Here is a 14,518-nt window from a genome sequence, read left to right as displayed (position 1 = left end):
GCCATGAGCCGCTTCCGCCTGACCGTCGATGACCACATCATGATCGCGCACAGCCTGCAGGACCCGTTCTTCGGGCCGGCGCAGAACCTGCACGGCGCCACGCTGAGCATCCAGGCCAGCTTTTTCCGCGAGGGACTGAACGAGTACGGCGTGGTCCTGGACATCGGAGCCGCCACCGAGCTGCTCGCCGCCACACTCGAGCCGCTGCGGTACAAGAACCTCGACGAAGTGCCGGAGCTGGCCGGGAAGTTCACCACCACCGAGGTGATCATCGAACACGTCGCGCAGCAGCTGGCCGCCGGACTGCCCGCCGATCACGGACTCACTGCGCTGGAGGTCGAAGCCGAGGAGCACCCGCGGGCCCGAGCCTCTGTCAGAGTTCAGCTCTGACCCGAGACGCTCGGTAGTATGTCCGAGTGTCCTCGCGAAGCGACATCGCGTCGCGGCACGAGGACCCGAGGGGCGTTAGCTCAGTTGGTTAGAGCAGAGGACTCATAATCCTTTTGTCCTGGGTTCAAGTCCCAGACGCCCTACCGTCTCCAGCCCGGGCAGGACCGACGGGTCTGAACGGGCCCGGACTCCGTCACACGTTCCGGCCGTCCACCGCCGTGAACTAGTGTCGGGTCATGGGACGCCTACCAGCCATATCTGCCGGGATCCTCACCTCCCTGCTGCTTCTCAGCTGCGCCGACTCCTCCGCGGAGCAGACCGCTGAAGGGTCCGACGCCGGTGAGGACCAATCAACGGACTCCCCCGAGAGCTCCGAGGTGGGTGGTCCGGCGTTCACCGTCACCGAGCAGGGCAGCTATGACGCCCCCTGGGCGCTGGAGTTCCTGCCCGGCACCGAGCAGATGCTCATCACCAGCCGATACGGCGAGCTCTTCCTGCGCAGCACGACCGAGGCAGACGCCGCAGAGGACGTCAGTGTGGCTGGTCTGCCCGAGGACATCGTCGTCGACGGCCAGGGCGGGCTGGGCGACGTCGTCGTCAGTCCCGACTTCGAGGAGAGCCAGCGGGTATACCTGAGCTGGATCAACTCCCCGAAGGCGGGCACCGGTGCCGTCGTCGGACACGCCACCCTGGTGGACTCCGGTGACAGCGCGGAGCTGGAGGACCTCACGGTGATCTGGGAACAGGACCCGAAGACCTCCGGGTCCGGGCACTTCTCGCACCGTCTGGCGTTCAGCCCGGACGGCGAACACCTCTACGTCACCTCCGGTGACCGACAACAGCTGGATCCGGCGCAGGACCTCTCCAGCGGTCTGGGCAAGGTCATGCGGCTGACCCCTGAGGGTGAACCCGCCCCGGAGAACGCCTTCGCCGAGGATGGGGACGTCACAGAGGAGATCTGGACCTTCGGGCACCGGAACCCGCTGGGCATCGACTTCGACGCCGACGGGCAGCTCTGGGTCTCCGAGATGGGCCCCGAGGGCGGCGACGAGCTGAACCTGCTCGAGGCAGGTGAGAACTACGGCTGGCCCGAAGCCTCCAACGGCTCCCAGTACGGCGGGGCCGAGATCCCCGATCACACCGAGGGCGACGGCTTCGCTCCACCTGCGGCCTGGTGGACCCCCTCGATCTCCCCCGGGAGCCTGATGATCTATCAGGGCGAGATGTTCCAGGACTGGGCCGGCAGCGCCTTCATGGGCGCCCTCTCAGGAGAGGCGCTGGTCCGGGTCGAGCTCGACGGTGACCAGGCCGGAGATGAGGAGATCTGGGAGATGGGGGCGCGGATCCGTGACGTGGAGCAGGCCCCGGACGGCAGCATCTGGATCATCGAGGACGGCGACGGCGCGGAGCTGCTGCGGCTGACCCCACCGGAGTGACCCGGCCGGAATGACCCCGGCTGCAGCCCCCTGACCAGCGGCGCATCCCGCTACGGGGTGTGCCGGCTATCGATCCAGTCGGCGCCGCGGTAGAGCTTCTCGAAGGCGTTCATCGTGGTCTTGAGGCTGTGCCAGCCCGCCCGCTCGCGGCTGCTCTCCCCCATCTGGGTCCGCTGCTCCGGGCTCACCGCGAACAGCTGTTCCAGCCGGGCCGCCAGGTGTGCGGAGTTGCCGGGCTCGAAGAGGTAGCCGTTGACCCCATCCTCGACCAGGTGCGGCAGGGCGAGCGCATCGGCGAGGACCACCGGCAGCCCGGCTGACATCGCCTCCAAGGAGACCAGCGACTGCAGCTCCGCGGTGCCGGGCTGGCAGAAGACGTCAGCCTGGAGGTAGGCCAGCCGCAGCGCGTCCTCGTCGACGTGCCCGCGCATGCGGACCCGATCACCGAGGCCCAGCTCCTGGATCTGCGCCGAGAGGAGATCACGCTGCTCGCCGTCGCCGACGATGTCGAGCCCGATCCTCAGCGCCGGATCGGTCTTGGCGATGGCCTCGATGAGCACGTCCACGTTCTTCTCGACGGCCAGACGACCGACGAACAGCACCGTCGGGCGCTCGGGCCGGTTCAGCACCTCACCTGGGCGCACCCGGTAGTTCTCCACATCGATCCCGTTGGAGAGCGGAAGCACCTTCTCGAATCCCGCCCGTTCCATCATGGTCCGCGCCGCGAGCGGGGTGGGGGTGGTGACCACCGCGGCCTTGCCCATCAGCCTGCCCATGTCGCGCCAGGAGTTCTTCGCCACGATCCGGCGGAACCAGGCGGGGAACGGCAGGAAGGGGTCTAGGTTCTCGGGCATGAAGTGATTGGTGGCGATGGTGCGCAGGCCCCGCTCGGCGGCGGCATCGATGGCGGCCTTGCCGATCATGTAGTGGCACTGCACGTGCACGACGTCGGGCTGCAGCTCGTCCATCAGCCGTCCCATCGCAGGCTCCACCAGCCACGGAAGGCAGAGCCGGATGTACTCGTGGGTCGGCGCCTTGAAGGAGCGGAACCGATGCACCGTCGCCTCGTCGGTGTGTTCCACCATGTCAGGGCCGCGGCTGGTCCGTGCGGCGGCGATGTGCACCTCGTGACCGCGGGCGGCCATGTTCTTCGCCAACCGGTGGCTGAAGACCGCCGCACCGTTGACATCAGGGGGATAGGTGTCTGCCGCGATCAGGATGCGCAGCTTGCCCGTCGTGTGCTCGCCGCGGTTCTCGGTGGACTGCTCGGTCGACTTCTCGGCGGGCTCCTCGCGGGGCGTCTCGCCGGGCACAACGTTCACCATCAGGGGGTCGATTCCTCCTCGATGCCCAGGCGGGCCTGTTCGCGGCGCAGCCGCCCCGCCTTCCGACGGGCCTTGATGAAGTAGTCAGCAGAAGCAATGATATGCATCCCGGCGCCCACCGCCAGGAGGACGAACGCGATGTCGGGTGCGAGGCTCTCGCGCAACATCTCGGTGGACCCCAGCAGCGCCAGCGGAAGCCCGATCAGCAGGAACGCGGTCCGCAGCTTGCCCAGCAGGGTGACCTCCAGCGGCGGAGGCCCCTTGAACAGCACATAGGTGTTCACCGAGAGGATCAGGTCGGGGATGACCACGGCGAGCACGACCCAGACCGGCACGACGCCGAAGCTCGCCAACGTCGCGGTGACGATGATCAGCGAGAGCCGGTCGGCCAGCGGATCCAACCACTGGCCCACCGTGGACATCTGATCGAAGCGCCTCGCGATGTACCCATCGATCCAGTCAGTGCTGGAGAGACCGACCAGCACCCAGAAGGCGGCCATGTACTGATTCTGCGCGACCAGGACCACGAACACCGGGATCAGCAGGAACCGCAGCACGGTCACGATGTTCGGCGCGGTCCAGAACGTCTCGCGGATGGTGTACTCGAAACCGTCCTGGGTTCCGGCACCGATCAGTCTCACCGGGGCAGTTTATTTCTTCACAAGCTCGCGGAGGAAGACGGCACCGGCGGCGGCAGAACCGGCGACGACGGCGAGCGGCTTCCACCGCGCCGCCACGAACTCTCCGGCGGCATGTGCGCCCGACTCCTGGTCCGAGGCGGCGGGGACGCCATCGATCTTGGGCTCCTGGGACGTGACGCGCACCGGCTCGCCGGCAGCGCCCCGAGTCTTCCCCGAGACGGGGGCCTGGTCAGCCGGGCGGGGCTTCACGGTCTTGGGCTTCACGGTCTTGGGCTTCTCGGCCTTGGGCTTCTCGGCCTTCGGCTTGGAGCCGCCGCGAGCCTTGGAGCTGATCCGGTCGGCCTTGCCCTTGACGTTCTCGGCCTTCTCCTTGGCGCCCTCGGCGATGAGCCGGGTGCCCGAGGTGATCTGGTCCTGCAACGAGGCCAGATGATCGCGGCGCAGGCCGGTGCGGCGCAGCAGCTCGCTGTAGGTGGGCGGGGTCGGCGAACCGGCGCCGGGGACCTTCGCGTCCTTCTTGGCCTGTTCGGCCGCCTGACGCTTGGACTCTTCCTTCTGCCGGCGCTTCTCGGAATCGGCCTGGTCAAGGCTCGCCGGGTCGAAGCTGGTGCCCTCGCGGGCCACACCGAGATCGAGGCGGAAGCCGCGGATGGCGTCCTCGGGCAGCAGCGGCATCGTCTTCTTGAGCTTCATCAGCCCTATGAGCGCGAAGATCACCGCGATGATCAAGAAGACGCCGGCCACGATCAGGGCGGCGGCCCACGGCTGGAAGATCAGCGAGAGGGCGGCGACGGCGGCGATGATGAGCGCGACCACGAGGAAGGCGAGGAAGACCACTCCGACCACCATGAGGCCGACCGCGATGCCCGCGGCAACGCCCTTGGTCTTCATCTGGGCGATGGCCAGCTGGATCTCATCGTTGATCTGCTTGGGGCCGAGTCGCAGTACGACCTTGATCACATCGAGCAGCGACGTACGGGGCGCCGTGCCCTGTGTGCGGCCGGTTCCTGGCTGAGACAAGACTGCGCCTCCATATAAGAGATAGTGCTCAAGGGTGGGTGTTCAGTTCACTACAAACTACCACCTATACGATTGAAGACATGGCTGACCAGTACGATTTCGAAGAGCTCTATGCCAACACCTACACGGAGGCTGACCAGCGCGCCTACGAAGCGGAGCCGGCATCGGAGAAACGTTTTGCGGTCGCCTGGCTCCTGACACTTCTGCTGGGTCCCGCGGGGGCGCATCGCTGGTATCTGAACCGTCCCGTCTCGGCGGTTGTGATGGCTGTGGTGAGCATCACGGCAGTCGTGCTGATGGTCGCCGACCAGGCGAACCTCGGGCTGCTCTGCGTGACCGTGGTCTTCGTGTGGACCCTATTGGACATGATCATGCTGCTGGCCGGGCAGATGCGCGACACCCACGACCTGCGCCTGGCCGGGCACCGGGAGCGCGCAGGCCTGTTCTCCGCAGTCACCGTGGTGCTGCTGGCACTCGCCCTGATGGTCGCCCTGGTGATCGGCACCAGTTCAGGGGTGGCGGGCTGAGCTGGATCCGCGCCTGACGGCTCAATCCTCGATCTGCCCCACCGGGGTGCGCTTCTCCGCCTGGAACTGGTCCTCGATCCGCCCGTGCGCCCAGTAGGCCGAGAGGGACATGGCCTTGCGGTCGAGGCCCTTCTGATCCACCAGCATGCGCCGGATGCGTTTCATCTGGGCGCGCTCGCCGTGCACGAAGACCTGCACATCACCCTCCGGGATGGTCAGCTCTTCCAGGTACTCCGCGAGCATCGCGGTCTCCGGGCTGAAGTCAGCCTCTCGGTGCAGCCACACCAGATCCATGCCGGCGGGGACGTCCAACGGCTGGCGTTCCGTGGCATCCCGAACCTCCACGACGGCGATCCCTTGTGCGTGCTCAGTCATGGACTCCAGCGCCGAGGCGATCGCGGGCAGGGCCGCCTCGTCGCCGGCCAGCAGGTGCCAGGCAGCCTCCTCGCGCGGGGCGTAGCCGCTGCCGGGCCCGAAGAAGCTGATCACGTCTCCCATCTGGGCATTCTTCGCCCAGACTCCTGCGCGGCCCACGTCCCCATGGACCACGAAGTCCACCCAGATCTGCGCATTGAGATGGTCGACGTGCCGGATCGTGTAGGTCCGGGTGGCCGGCATCTGCTCGGTGCTCAGATGCTCGCGCAGGGCGTCCATGTCATAGGGGCGGCTGAGGTCGACACCCTCTGGCAGCAGCGCCGCCTCGGGGCCCTGGGGAAGGAAGAGCAGCTTGATGTATTGATCCGTGGCTGGCGACTCCCCCACGGACTTGAACTCGATCGCGTGAAAACCGGGCCCGCCCAGGACGAGGCGAACCATGTGCGGGCTGAGCTGCTTCTTGGCTTCGACGGCGAGGACGTGCTGGACGCGTGTTTTCTTTGACTTGGACACCCCGGCACTCTAATCGAACCGGACCCGGCGGCGGAGGTCTGCCTCAGTTGGACGGTGCTGTATTGCGACAGAAGTCCGTACCCGAATCTCTGCGTCAATCCTCGAGAAAAGTTGAGTGCATCGTGCTCAAGTTTGGAATATACTGGGCTCAGGTTCCGTTGGAACCATTGCCGCAAGGCACCAACCCTGTCCCATAGAGCAATGAGTATAAGGAGCTGATTGCTGTGATCAACAACTCTCTGACCCGGCTCGATCCCTTCGCTCTGATCGACGACGTCTTCCGCACCGTGCGAGCCCCCTCGATGGACGCGGCCCAGCGCCAGGCCGGTTTCGTGCCCGCCGTGGACGCCCACCGCGACGGGGAGGACCTGGTCCTGCGTGCCGACCTCCCCGGCATCGACCCGGACAAGGATGTCGCGGTGGAGCTGACCGGACGCACGCTGACCGTCTCCGGAGAGCGCCGGAGCGAGACCGAGGCCGAGGGTCTCCGCGAGGTGCGCTACGGATCCTTCTCCCGCACCATCACTCTGCCGGGCGAGGTCTCCGGCGACGCGATCTCGGCGACCTATGAATCCGGTGTTCTCACGGTCCGCGTGACCGGGGTCTACGCCACCGAGCAGCCGCGCAAGATCCAGATCTCCTCGACCGAGCGCGCACAGAAGATCGAGTCCTGATCCTTGCCCTTCTCGTTGAGGGGCGGATTCTCCGATCAGTTTGACCCGATGTCGGGGTCATCTGCCCGCAGAATCCGCCGCTCACCGTTGGTATTGGGCATACTCGGCGCTGGGTTCGATCTGTTGGATGATGTCGATCAGGACCCCGTCGGGAGCCTTGATGACGAAGTGCCGCTGGCCGAAGTCCTCGCTGCGCAGCGTGAGTGCGACGTCCAGGTCGCCGCGCGACGTCAGCTCTGCATGGACTGCGTCGACGTCGTCGACCTCGACGTTGAGCAGCAGCCCCTGTGCCGTGGTGCGGTGGCCCTCCGGAATCGTCGGGTGATCCCAGGCCAGGATCGCGAGCTCGAAGCTTTCGCGCTGGAGGCTGACATACCAGTCCGAGTCGTAGACCGGCTCGAAGCCCAGCACCTCGCGATAGAAGGTGGCGGTGGCGCCCACGTCTCGGGCCATCACCACCGGATAGAAGCTTGACCAACCCATGAGCGAACTCCTTTACGTACTATATGTATGTAACGCAGTCAAGCTACATACTCTCTGTACGTAAAGGAAGGTTCCATGCCTCGAGCCAGTGCCGCCGCGGCCGCGCAGACCGCCGACGATATTCTTCGCTCGGCGGTCCGACTTCTGGCTGAACGTGGCTTCGCTGAGCTTTCCATCGATGAGGTCGCCCGAGCCGCTGGGGTGACTCGCGGTGCGGTCTACCACCATTACGGCAATCGCCTCGGACTGTTCACCGCCGTCGCGGGAGCGCTGCAGGCCGACGTCGCCCGGTCGGTGGTCTCCGCCGCCGAGGCCGCCGGAGACGGGCCCGAGGAGCAGCTGCGCGTGGGCTGTCATGCGTTCCTGGATGCGATCACCTCGGCCTCCATGGCGCGGACGCTGCTGGTGGATGCTCCCTCGGTCATCGGCTGGTCCACCTGGCGGGCGCAGGATGCGCAGAACTCGGTGGCCCAGCTTCGCCTCGCGCTCTCGGAGGCCGGGGTCCCGGCTGAACTGGTGGACGCGACCACCGCGCAGCTCTCCGGGGCGATGAACGACGCCGCCCTCTGGATCAGTGAACAGCCTGACCAGGCCGCGGCTCGCGAATCGGCACACCGGGTGCTGGACCGACTGATCGACGCGGTCCTCCCCCACCCTCCCCGTTGAGGGGGAAGGGGGCTAGAAGACGATCGTGGTGCTGCCGTTGCGGATGACACGGTCTTCGCAGTGCCACTTCACCGCGCGGGAGAGCACGGCGCGTTCGACGTCGGCGCCGAAGCGGGTGAGCTGGGCGACGTCGTCGCTGTGCGAGACCCGGATGACGTCCTGTTCGATGATCGGACCCTCGTCGAGGTCCTTGGTCACGTAGTGGGCGGTGGCGCCGATGAGCTTCACCCCGCGGTCAGCGGCCTTCTGGTACGGGCCGGCACCGATGAAGGCGGGCAGGAAGCTGTGGTGGATGTTGATCACCGGGGCGCCGACGTGGTCGAGGAAATCCTCGGAGATGATCTGCATGTACCGGGCCAGCACGATCATGTCGACATTGCCCTGCAGCAGCTCCAGATGCCGGGCCTCGGCAGCAGCCTTGTCCCCGTTGACCACCGGGACGTGGAAGTACGGGATCCCGAAGGGGCGCACGTCCTCGGCGAGGTCGGCATGGTTGGAGATGACCATGACGATGTCCATCGGGATCTCACCCCGGCGGTGCCGCCAGAGCAGATCCAGCAGGCAGTGGTCGGTCTTGGACGCGAAGATCGCCACCCGCTTGGGCTGATCTGCCGCAGACAGGGAGTACTCCATCGAGAAGCGGTCCGCCAGCTTGGTCTGGATCGCGTGTTCCACTGCGGGCTTGGCCGCGGCGAGCCCGGGGAGGTGGAACACGGTGCGCTGGAAGAAGCGGCCGTCCTCCACGCCGGTGGAGTACTGGTCGAGGCTGATGATGTTCCCGCCGACCTCGGCGATGAGCTCTGAGACCGCCGCCACGATCCCCGGCTGGTCCGGGCAGGAGATGATCAGCCGGGCGATGTCGTGGGTCTTCGTCTCAGTGGCGCGCATCAAGTCTCCGAATCGGGTTCTCCAGGTCAGTGCGGCGGAACAGCGTCGCACGAAAAACACTATGGCATGAAAAACGCCCCCGCCCGTGAGGGCGAGGGCGGATCTGCTCCCCCAGTTGGATTCGAACCAACAACCGCTCGATTAACAGTCGAGTGCTCTGCCGTTGAGCTATGGAGGATTGCGACTGAAAAAGTCTAGCAGGGGTTCCCGGCCGCTGGGAAATCGCTGTGGAACTATAGAACTGTGAGCCCTATTTCACTCGACACCCCAGCAGCTGCCCCTCAGCCCATGTTTCATGCTCTCACGGTCTTCACCGGTTCCGCGTCCGGGGCCGACCTCGATTACACCGAGGAGGTCCGTCGGCTCGGCACCGCGCTGGCCGGGGCAAACATCAGCGTGGTCTATGGCGGCGGGAAGGTGGGTCTGATGGGACAGATCGCCGACGCGGCACTGGAGGCCGGCGGGGAGGTCCACGGGATCATCCCCGAGGTGCTCATGGGACGCGAGGTCGGACACCACGGACTGACCTCGCTGGAGATCGTGCCCGATATGCACACCCGAAAGTCCCGGATGGCGGACCTCGGCGATGGATTCATCGCGCTGCCGGGCGGGATGGGAACGCTCGAGGAGTTCTTCGAGGTGTGGACCTGGCAGTACCTGGGCCTGCACGCCAAACCCGTGGGGCTCTACAACGTGAAGGGATTCTGGGAGCCGCTGCTGGCCATGGTGGACCACATGGTCGACGAGGGCTTCATGTCCGCCTGGCGTCGCGAGGCCCTGGTGATCAGCGCAGACCCGCAGGATCTGATCTTGAAGCTGCGCACCTGGACGCCTCCGGTCGGACGCTGACGCCTGAGCCCTTCAGACTCAGCCCTCGAAGGGGTCTCCCCCATTCAGGCCTCCCCGTCGAGCTCAGTGGTGACCTCGGCGTCGAGCCCGGTCTCCAGCTCCGTGTCCAGCCAGCGTCCCAGCACCACGGTGTCCTGGTCGGTGTAGCCCAGCGCCCGGTAGAAGTCCTGGACATGGGCGTTCTCCTGCCGGACCATCAGCATCAGCTTGGGCACCCCGCGTTGACGCAGCCAGTCCTCGGCCCCGGCGAGCAGCTGCTTGCCGAGACCCTGACCCTGCCGGCGTTCGTCCACGGCGAGGTAGTAGATCCAGCCGCGATGGCCGTCCTGGCCGACCATCACGGTGCCGCCCAGCTCTCCCGCGGCGTCGATCGCCGCGAGCACCGTGGACTCGTCCCCGGTGAGGGCCCGCCGGCAGTCCTCATGCGGGTCGTTCCAGGGTCGGGTGAGCCCGGCCCGGTGCCAGAGCTCGACGGCGGCGTCGAGAAGCTCCTCGGGCAGCTCGGTGACGCGCAAGACGGCTATTTCTGGACCGGACGGATGGAGATGCTCTCCACCATGGAGGCGTCCTCCATGTCCACCACGGTGCGCGCCGCCTCGGCGATGGCCTGGGGGGAGATGTAGATGCCGCCGTCGTAGTTCTCGTTGCCCATGGACTGCTGGAGCGCCACCTGCATATCGGTGTCGACCCGGCCCGGATGGATCGAGGTGACCTTGACCTGGCCGCGCTCCTCCTCGCGCAGCGCGTCGGTGAGCGCGCGCAGCGCGAACTTGGTCCCGGAGTACATCGAGCTGCCCGGGCCCGCGGTGAATCCGGCGCCCGAGTTGATGCTCAGCACCTGCCCGTGGGATTCGCGCAGCAGCGGCAGCGCGGCGCGGGTGAGCTCCGCGACGGCGAAGACGTTGACCGTGAACATCTCCTGGAACTGGGCCGGGGAGGTCTCCGCTACCGGGTTCATCCAGGCCAGCCCGGCAGAATGGACCAACACGTCGAGGCGGGAGGGCGCGGCCGCCTCCAGCCCGGGGCCGATGGCGTCGAGATCGGTCAGGTCCACCAGGAACGGCTCTGCACTGGGCAGGGTCTTCACCACGGCGTCAACGGTCTCGGGGTTCGTCCCGCCGACCAGGATGTGATGGTCGCGGCCGAGCTCGGCGGCGATGGCCTTGCCGATGCCGCGGGACGCGCCGGTGATCAGGGCGACTGGACGGGTGGACGTCTGCTGTTCGGTCATGACCTCAGCCTAGAGGATCTGCTCAGCCGCCCAGCAGCCAGCGGTGCAGCGCGGTGTGGCAGTCCCGCAGCGCCTGCGCGGTGACGTGTTCGTCGTCGGAGTGCGCCAGCAACGGGTCGCCGGGGCCGAAGTTCACCGCAGGGACTCCCCTGGCGGAAAAGCGCGCCACATCGGTCCAGCCGTATTTGGGCATCGGCTCCCCGCCCACCGCGGCGATGAACGCCTTGGCCGCCGGGTGGTCGAGCCCGGGGCGGGCTGCCGCGGAGCTGTCGGTGACCTTCTGCTGATCCTCGCTGATCCCGGCCTCGGCCAAGACCTCACGGACGTGGGCGTGGGCCTGCTCCTCGGTCTTGTCCGGGGCGAAGCGGTAGTTGATCTCCACCACGGTGGAGTCGGGGATGACGTTTCCGGCCACTCCGCCGCGGATCCGCACGGCGTTAAGTCCTTCGCGGTAGTCCAGGCCCTCCACGGTGATGGTCTGCGGCGCGTAGTCGCTCAAGACCCGGAGCAGCTCGGCGGTGCCGTGGATCGCGTTCTCCCCCATCCAGGCGCGTCCGGAGTGAGCGGCCACCCCGGGAATGGTCACCTCGAAGCGGCAGGTGCCGTTGCAACCGCCCTCCACCACCCCGTGGGTGGGCTCCAGCAGCACCGCGAATTCCCCGTCCAGCAGCTCGGGCACGCTGTCCAGCACCCGACCGAGTCCGGACTTGCTGGCCTCGACCTCCTCGTGGTCGTAGAAGACCCAGGTGATGTCCCGGTCCAGGGAACCGCCCGAGGCCAGGTGCGCGGCGACGTCGTCGGCCAGCTTCAGCTGCACCGCCACACCGCCCTTCATGTCGGTGGCGCCGCGGCCGTAGAGCACGTCGGCACCCTCGGCCTGCTCCCAGCTCGGCGGGACGGTGCCGCGGGAGCCCGGGGTGGTCGGCAGCGGCACCGTGTCCAGGTGCCCGGCGAGGAAAATCCGCTGGGACGCGCCGGTCTCGGTGCGCGCGATGATGGTGTCTCCGTCGCGGTGCAGGCTCAGTCCCCCCAGGTCTCCCAGCGCCGACTCCACGGCGTCGGCGAGAGCCGCCTCATCGCCGGAGACGGATTCGCAGGCGATGATCGCCTCGGTGAGCGCGGCGACGTCGCCGGAGAGCATTCCACGGATATCCATCCGCCCAGCCTAGGCGAACACCCCCGCACCCGGGACCCGCAGAGCCAAGCTCCTGGGCCACTCGCGGAGAAAAAGTAGGATGGTGCCATGAGCACTGACAATCGAACCGCATCCGGCCATGGCCTCGCCACAGTGACCACCGACGGCACCGTCCTGGACACCTGGTTCCCGCGCCCCCTGATGGCCCCCCTTTCCGAGAACGACGACGCCGAGCTTCTCGCCGCCCTGCAGGCCGCCACCGGCGAGGATCCCGACCGCGGGGTGAGCACCCAGGTGGTCTCCGTGGAGGCCGATCTGGACAGCGAGGCCAGCTCCGCCTCCGACGTGTGGCTGCGTCTGCACCTGCTCTCGCACCGGCTGGTCAAGCCGCGCACCATCAACCTGGACGGCATCTTCGGGCACCTGGCCAACGTGGTCTGGACCAACTTCGGCCCCTGCGCCGTGGCCGGCTTCGAGACCACCCGGCTGAAGCTGCGCGCACGCGGTCACGTCAGCGTGCACTCGATCGACAAGTTCCCCCGCCTTGTCGACTACGTGACCCCCTCCGGCGTGCGCATCGGCGACGCGGACCGGGTCCGCCTGGGTGCGCATCTGGCTGAGGGCACCACCGTGATGCACGAGGGCTTCGTGAACTTCAACGCCGGCACACTGGGCAGCTCCATGGTGGAGGGCCGCATCTCCGCCGGGGTCGTGGTCGGAGACGGCACCGACATCGGCGGCGGCGCGTCCATCATGGGCACCCTCTCCGGCGGCGGCAAGGAAAAGATCACCCTGGGTGAGCGCGTGCTGCTCGGCGCGAACTCCGGTGTGGGCATCTCGGTCGGCGACGACTGCGTGATCGAAGCCGGGCTCTACGTCACCGCGGGCACCAAGGTCTCGGTGCTCGCCGATGACCGCACCGTGATGGACACCGTGAAGGCCTCGGCGCTCTCCGGGGTGCCGAACCTGCTCTTCCGCCGCGACTCCGTCACCGGCTCCGTCCAGGCAGTCCCCCGCAAGGGCCAGAAGGTCGAGCTCAACGCAGCTCTGCACCGCAACTGAGCTTCCGCGTCGCGGCCGCTGCGCCGCCGCTGAGCCACACCCGAGCAGGAACTGAACCGAGAGGTCTTCGATGAGCCCGCGCGCTGATCGCCCCATCACCGTCTCCCGCACCGTCTATCGACGCCGGCGACGGGTCAAGGCCGTGGTGGCCATCACCGTGGTCGCGGCCGCCGTCGGGGCGACCGGCTATGGGGCCTGGCAGTTCATCGAGGAGAACGAGTATCTCCTCGATGAACGCTGCTCGGTCACGGTCGGTGAGGTCGAGCACCGGCTCTCCCCCGCGCAGGCCTACTCGGCCGCGCACCTCGCCGCGGCTGCGGCAGAGCGCGACCTCCCGGTCGAGGCCGCCACCGACGCGATCTCGATCTCGCTGCAGGAGACGAGCCTGGACAACCGGGCCGACCCGGCGGAGGAGAACGCCGAGCCGGTCGAGGACGGGTCTGACGAAGCCGAGGCAGACCAGGGTGAGACTGAGGCGGCCGAGGGCTCCGAGGAGAGCGAGGACGGCGGAGCGCAGGAGGCGCAGGCCGCGGCGTCGCCGGTCCTCTTCGCCGACGGCGGCCCGCAATGGGACGCGGTGAACGCCACCAGTTCCACCCCGACCACCGCGGAGGACTTCTACGCCCGGCTGATCGAGAGCCGTGACGGCGACGCCGAGAGTGACCTCGAATGGTCGCCGGACCTGGGGCTCGAGGAGGTCGCCGAGGCGCTGGGCCGGCCGCAGAACCCGACGTTCTACCCGCAGCACGAGGAGCTGGCCCGGGCCTTCGCCCGGCCGCTGACCGGTCTGCAGCCCATGGTGATGACCTGTGAGCTCAGTCAGCTCGACGTCCCAGGCCCGGACCCCGAGGGTCTGACCGGCGAGCTTGAAGCCTCGCTCTCCGGGATGCTCGGCGCCGAGGCCGCAGCGGTGGAGGGCTCCGGCGACTCTGCCATGGTCCGGGTCTCGGTGAGCGACGTCGAGGACGAGGCCGGCGCCACCGAGCCGGGCTCCGAGGATGACGCGGAAGGTGCCGCGACCGAGCGCACCGAACCGGAATGGCTGGTCGCGCAGTGGGCCGTGGCCTCGGCGGAGACCTACGGGGTCCAGTCGGTGCACGCCGGGGCGTACGAGTGGCACCGCGATTCGGGCCTCTGGGAGCGTGTGGACACGATCAGCGACGACGCCGTGGTCATCGGCTTCTCCCGCCGCTGAGCTGCTTACACCCACTGACTCGTACAGACACGTTGAGCGGCGGATTCTGCGAGCATCTCAGGCCGATCAGGCCTCGGGATGGTCGTAGAATCCGCCGCTCAACGAAGG

General features: G+C 67.5%; 17 protein-coding genes and 2 tRNA genes. 9 read left to right on the top strand and 10 right to left on the bottom strand.

The features are described from left to right. The first annotated feature begins 3 nt into the window (after positions 1 to 3). From ACHAA4_RS13295 to ACHAA4_RS13285, 3 genes are all read left to right on the top strand, one after another. A complete protein-coding gene (locus tag ACHAA4_RS13295; RefSeq protein WP_435774659.1) occupies positions 4 to 390 on the top strand; it encodes a 6-pyruvoyl trahydropterin synthase family protein in 387 nt (128 codons plus the stop codon). 69 nt (positions 391 to 459) lie between these two features. Next, a tRNA-Ile gene (locus ACHAA4_RS13290) sits at positions 460 to 533 on the top strand. A gap of 93 nt (positions 534 to 626) precedes the next feature. Continuing rightward, positions 627 to 1,826 carry a PQQ-dependent sugar dehydrogenase gene (locus ACHAA4_RS13285; RefSeq protein ID WP_435774658.1) on the top strand — a complete coding sequence of 400 codons (1,200 nt, stop codon included), beginning with the start codon at positions 627 to 629 and terminating at the stop codon, positions 1,824 to 1,826. A 50-nt stretch (positions 1,827 to 1,876) separates the two neighbouring features. On the opposite strand, the gene ACHAA4_RS13280 is transcribed toward ACHAA4_RS13285, so the two are convergent. From ACHAA4_RS13280 to ACHAA4_RS13270, 3 genes are read right to left on the bottom strand one after another with little or no spacing between them, the layout of a single operon-like run. Beyond that, a complete protein-coding gene (locus ACHAA4_RS13280; RefSeq protein ID WP_435774657.1) occupies positions 1,877 to 3,151 on the bottom strand; it encodes a glycosyltransferase in 1,275 nt (424 codons plus the stop codon). Continuing rightward, entirely contained in the window at positions 3,151 to 3,792 is a 642-nt protein-coding gene (locus tag ACHAA4_RS13275; RefSeq protein ID WP_435774656.1) for a CDP-alcohol phosphatidyltransferase family protein, read from the bottom strand. Before ACHAA4_RS13275 ends, ACHAA4_RS13280 begins: the two co-directional genes overlap by 1 nt. 9 nt (positions 3,793 to 3,801) lie before the next feature. Next, positions 3,802 to 4,812, bottom strand: a complete 1,011-nt coding sequence (locus ACHAA4_RS13270) for a phage holin family protein (protein WP_435774655.1) — start codon at positions 4,810 to 4,812, stop codon at positions 3,802 to 3,804. A gap of 80 nt (positions 4,813 to 4,892) precedes the next feature. Here ACHAA4_RS13270 and ACHAA4_RS13265 point away from each other — a divergent pair, with 80 nt between their 5' ends. Beyond that, entirely contained in the window at positions 4,893 to 5,339 is a 447-nt protein-coding gene (locus ACHAA4_RS13265; protein WP_435774654.1) for a TM2 domain-containing protein, read from the top strand. Between the two features lie 21 nt (positions 5,340 to 5,360). On the opposite strand, the gene ACHAA4_RS13260 is transcribed toward ACHAA4_RS13265, so the two are convergent. Continuing rightward, a complete protein-coding gene (locus ACHAA4_RS13260) occupies positions 5,361 to 6,227 on the bottom strand; it encodes a siderophore-interacting protein (protein ID WP_435774653.1) in 867 nt (288 codons plus the stop codon). Between the two features lie 224 nt (positions 6,228 to 6,451). Here ACHAA4_RS13260 and ACHAA4_RS13255 point away from each other — a divergent pair, with 224 nt between their 5' ends. Continuing rightward, positions 6,452 to 6,901 (top strand): Hsp20/alpha crystallin family protein, encoded by a 450-nt coding sequence (locus ACHAA4_RS13255; protein ID WP_435774652.1) that lies wholly within the window; start codon positions 6,452 to 6,454, stop codon positions 6,899 to 6,901. Positions 6,902 to 6,982: 81 nt separating this feature from the next. On the opposite strand, the gene ACHAA4_RS13250 is transcribed toward ACHAA4_RS13255, so the two are convergent. Then, entirely contained in the window at positions 6,983 to 7,384 is a 402-nt protein-coding gene (locus ACHAA4_RS13250) for a VOC family protein (RefSeq protein ID WP_435774651.1), read from the bottom strand. 75 nt (positions 7,385 to 7,459) lie between these two features. On the opposite strand from ACHAA4_RS13250, the gene ACHAA4_RS13245 reads away from it, so the two are divergent. Then, positions 7,460 to 8,050: a TetR/AcrR family transcriptional regulator gene (locus ACHAA4_RS13245; RefSeq protein ID WP_435774650.1), complete on the top strand. Its 591-nt coding sequence runs from the start codon at positions 7,460 to 7,462 to the stop codon at positions 8,048 to 8,050. Positions 8,051 to 8,062: 12 nt separating this feature from the next. Here ACHAA4_RS13245 and purU read toward each other — a convergent pair whose 3' ends face one another. Beyond that, positions 8,063 to 8,938, bottom strand: a complete 876-nt coding sequence (purU, locus tag ACHAA4_RS13240; RefSeq protein ID WP_435774649.1) for a formyltetrahydrofolate deformylase — start codon at positions 8,936 to 8,938, stop codon at positions 8,063 to 8,065. A gap of 106 nt (positions 8,939 to 9,044) precedes the next feature. After that, a tRNA-Asn gene (locus ACHAA4_RS13235) sits at positions 9,045 to 9,116 on the bottom strand. A 110-nt stretch (positions 9,117 to 9,226) separates the two neighbouring features. On the opposite strand from ACHAA4_RS13235, the gene ACHAA4_RS13230 reads away from it, so the two are divergent. Then, positions 9,227 to 9,787, top strand: a complete 561-nt coding sequence (locus ACHAA4_RS13230; RefSeq protein WP_435774648.1) for an LOG family protein — start codon at positions 9,227 to 9,229, stop codon at positions 9,785 to 9,787. Positions 9,788 to 9,831: 44 nt separating this feature from the next. On the opposite strand, the gene ACHAA4_RS13225 is transcribed toward ACHAA4_RS13230, so the two are convergent. The 3 genes from ACHAA4_RS13225 to dapE are packed head-to-tail and all read right to left on the bottom strand — an operon-like array spanning position 9,832 to position 12,174. Then, positions 9,832 to 10,302, bottom strand: coding sequence for a GNAT family acetyltransferase (locus ACHAA4_RS13225; protein ID WP_435774647.1), 471 nt, complete (start codon positions 10,300 to 10,302; stop codon positions 9,832 to 9,834). A 5-nt stretch (positions 10,303 to 10,307) separates the two neighbouring features. Further along, positions 10,308 to 11,018 (bottom strand): SDR family oxidoreductase, encoded by a 711-nt coding sequence (locus tag ACHAA4_RS13220; RefSeq protein ID WP_435774646.1) that lies wholly within the window; start codon positions 11,016 to 11,018, stop codon positions 10,308 to 10,310. Between the two features lie 22 nt (positions 11,019 to 11,040). Continuing rightward, a complete protein-coding gene (gene dapE / locus ACHAA4_RS13215) occupies positions 11,041 to 12,174 on the bottom strand; it encodes a succinyl-diaminopimelate desuccinylase (RefSeq protein ID WP_435774645.1) in 1,134 nt (377 codons plus the stop codon). Between the two features lie 87 nt (positions 12,175 to 12,261). Here dapE and dapD point away from each other — a divergent pair, with 87 nt between their 5' ends. Then, entirely contained in the window at positions 12,262 to 13,215 is a 954-nt protein-coding gene (dapD, locus tag ACHAA4_RS13210; RefSeq protein WP_435774644.1) for a 2,3,4,5-tetrahydropyridine-2,6-dicarboxylate N-succinyltransferase, read from the top strand. Between the two features lie 70 nt (positions 13,216 to 13,285). Then, the gene (locus tag ACHAA4_RS13205) at positions 13,286 to 14,410 is read left to right on the top strand and encodes a hypothetical protein (protein ID WP_435774643.1); all 1,125 of its coding nucleotides are present in this window, start codon (positions 13,286 to 13,288) and stop codon (positions 14,408 to 14,410) included. The last annotated feature ends 108 nt before the right edge of the window (positions 14,411 to 14,518 follow it).

The sequence above is a fragment of the Nesterenkonia maliinae genome (assembly GCF_051262655.1).
GTDB lineage: Bacteria > Actinomycetota > Actinomycetes > Actinomycetales > Micrococcaceae > Nesterenkonia.
Note: the sequence above shows the minus strand (reverse complement) of the source record. Positions and strands in the feature narration are given on the sequence as shown.

What these genes read in the sequence shown, in the direction of transcription:
- ACHAA4_RS13220 (WP_435774646.1), bottom strand. Translation starts at nt 11,018, where the DNA reads ATGACCGAACAGCAGACGTCCACCCGTCCAGTCGCCCTGATCACCGGC.
- ACHAA4_RS13265 (WP_435774654.1), top strand. Translation starts at nt 4,893, where the DNA reads ATGGCTGACCAGTACGATTTCGAAGAGCTCTATGCCAACACCTACACG.
- ACHAA4_RS13230 (WP_435774648.1), top strand. Translation starts at nt 9,227, where the DNA reads ATGTTTCATGCTCTCACGGTCTTCACCGGTTCCGCGTCCGGGGCCGAC.
- ACHAA4_RS13280 (WP_435774657.1), bottom strand. Translation starts at nt 3,151, where the DNA reads ATGGTGAACGTTGTGCCCGGCGAGACGCCCCGCGAGGAGCCCGCCGAG.
- dapE (WP_435774645.1), bottom strand. Translation starts at nt 12,174, where the DNA reads ATGGATATCCGTGGAATGCTCTCCGGCGACGTCGCCGCGCTCACCGAG.
- ACHAA4_RS13285 (WP_435774658.1), top strand. Translation starts at nt 627, where the DNA reads ATGGGACGCCTACCAGCCATATCTGCCGGGATCCTCACCTCCCTGCTG.
- ACHAA4_RS13245 (WP_435774650.1), top strand. Translation starts at nt 7,460, where the DNA reads ATGCCTCGAGCCAGTGCCGCCGCGGCCGCGCAGACCGCCGACGATATT.
- purU (WP_435774649.1), bottom strand. Translation starts at nt 8,938, where the DNA reads ATGCGCGCCACTGAGACGAAGACCCACGACATCGCCCGGCTGATCATC.
- ACHAA4_RS13295 (WP_435774659.1), top strand. Translation starts at nt 4, where the DNA reads ATGAGCCGCTTCCGCCTGACCGTCGATGACCACATCATGATCGCGCAC.
- dapD (WP_435774644.1), top strand. Translation starts at nt 12,262, where the DNA reads ATGAGCACTGACAATCGAACCGCATCCGGCCATGGCCTCGCCACAGTG.
- ACHAA4_RS13205 (WP_435774643.1), top strand. Translation starts at nt 13,286, where the DNA reads ATGAGCCCGCGCGCTGATCGCCCCATCACCGTCTCCCGCACCGTCTAT.
- ACHAA4_RS13250 (WP_435774651.1), bottom strand. Translation starts at nt 7,384, where the DNA reads ATGGGTTGGTCAAGCTTCTATCCGGTGGTGATGGCCCGAGACGTGGGC.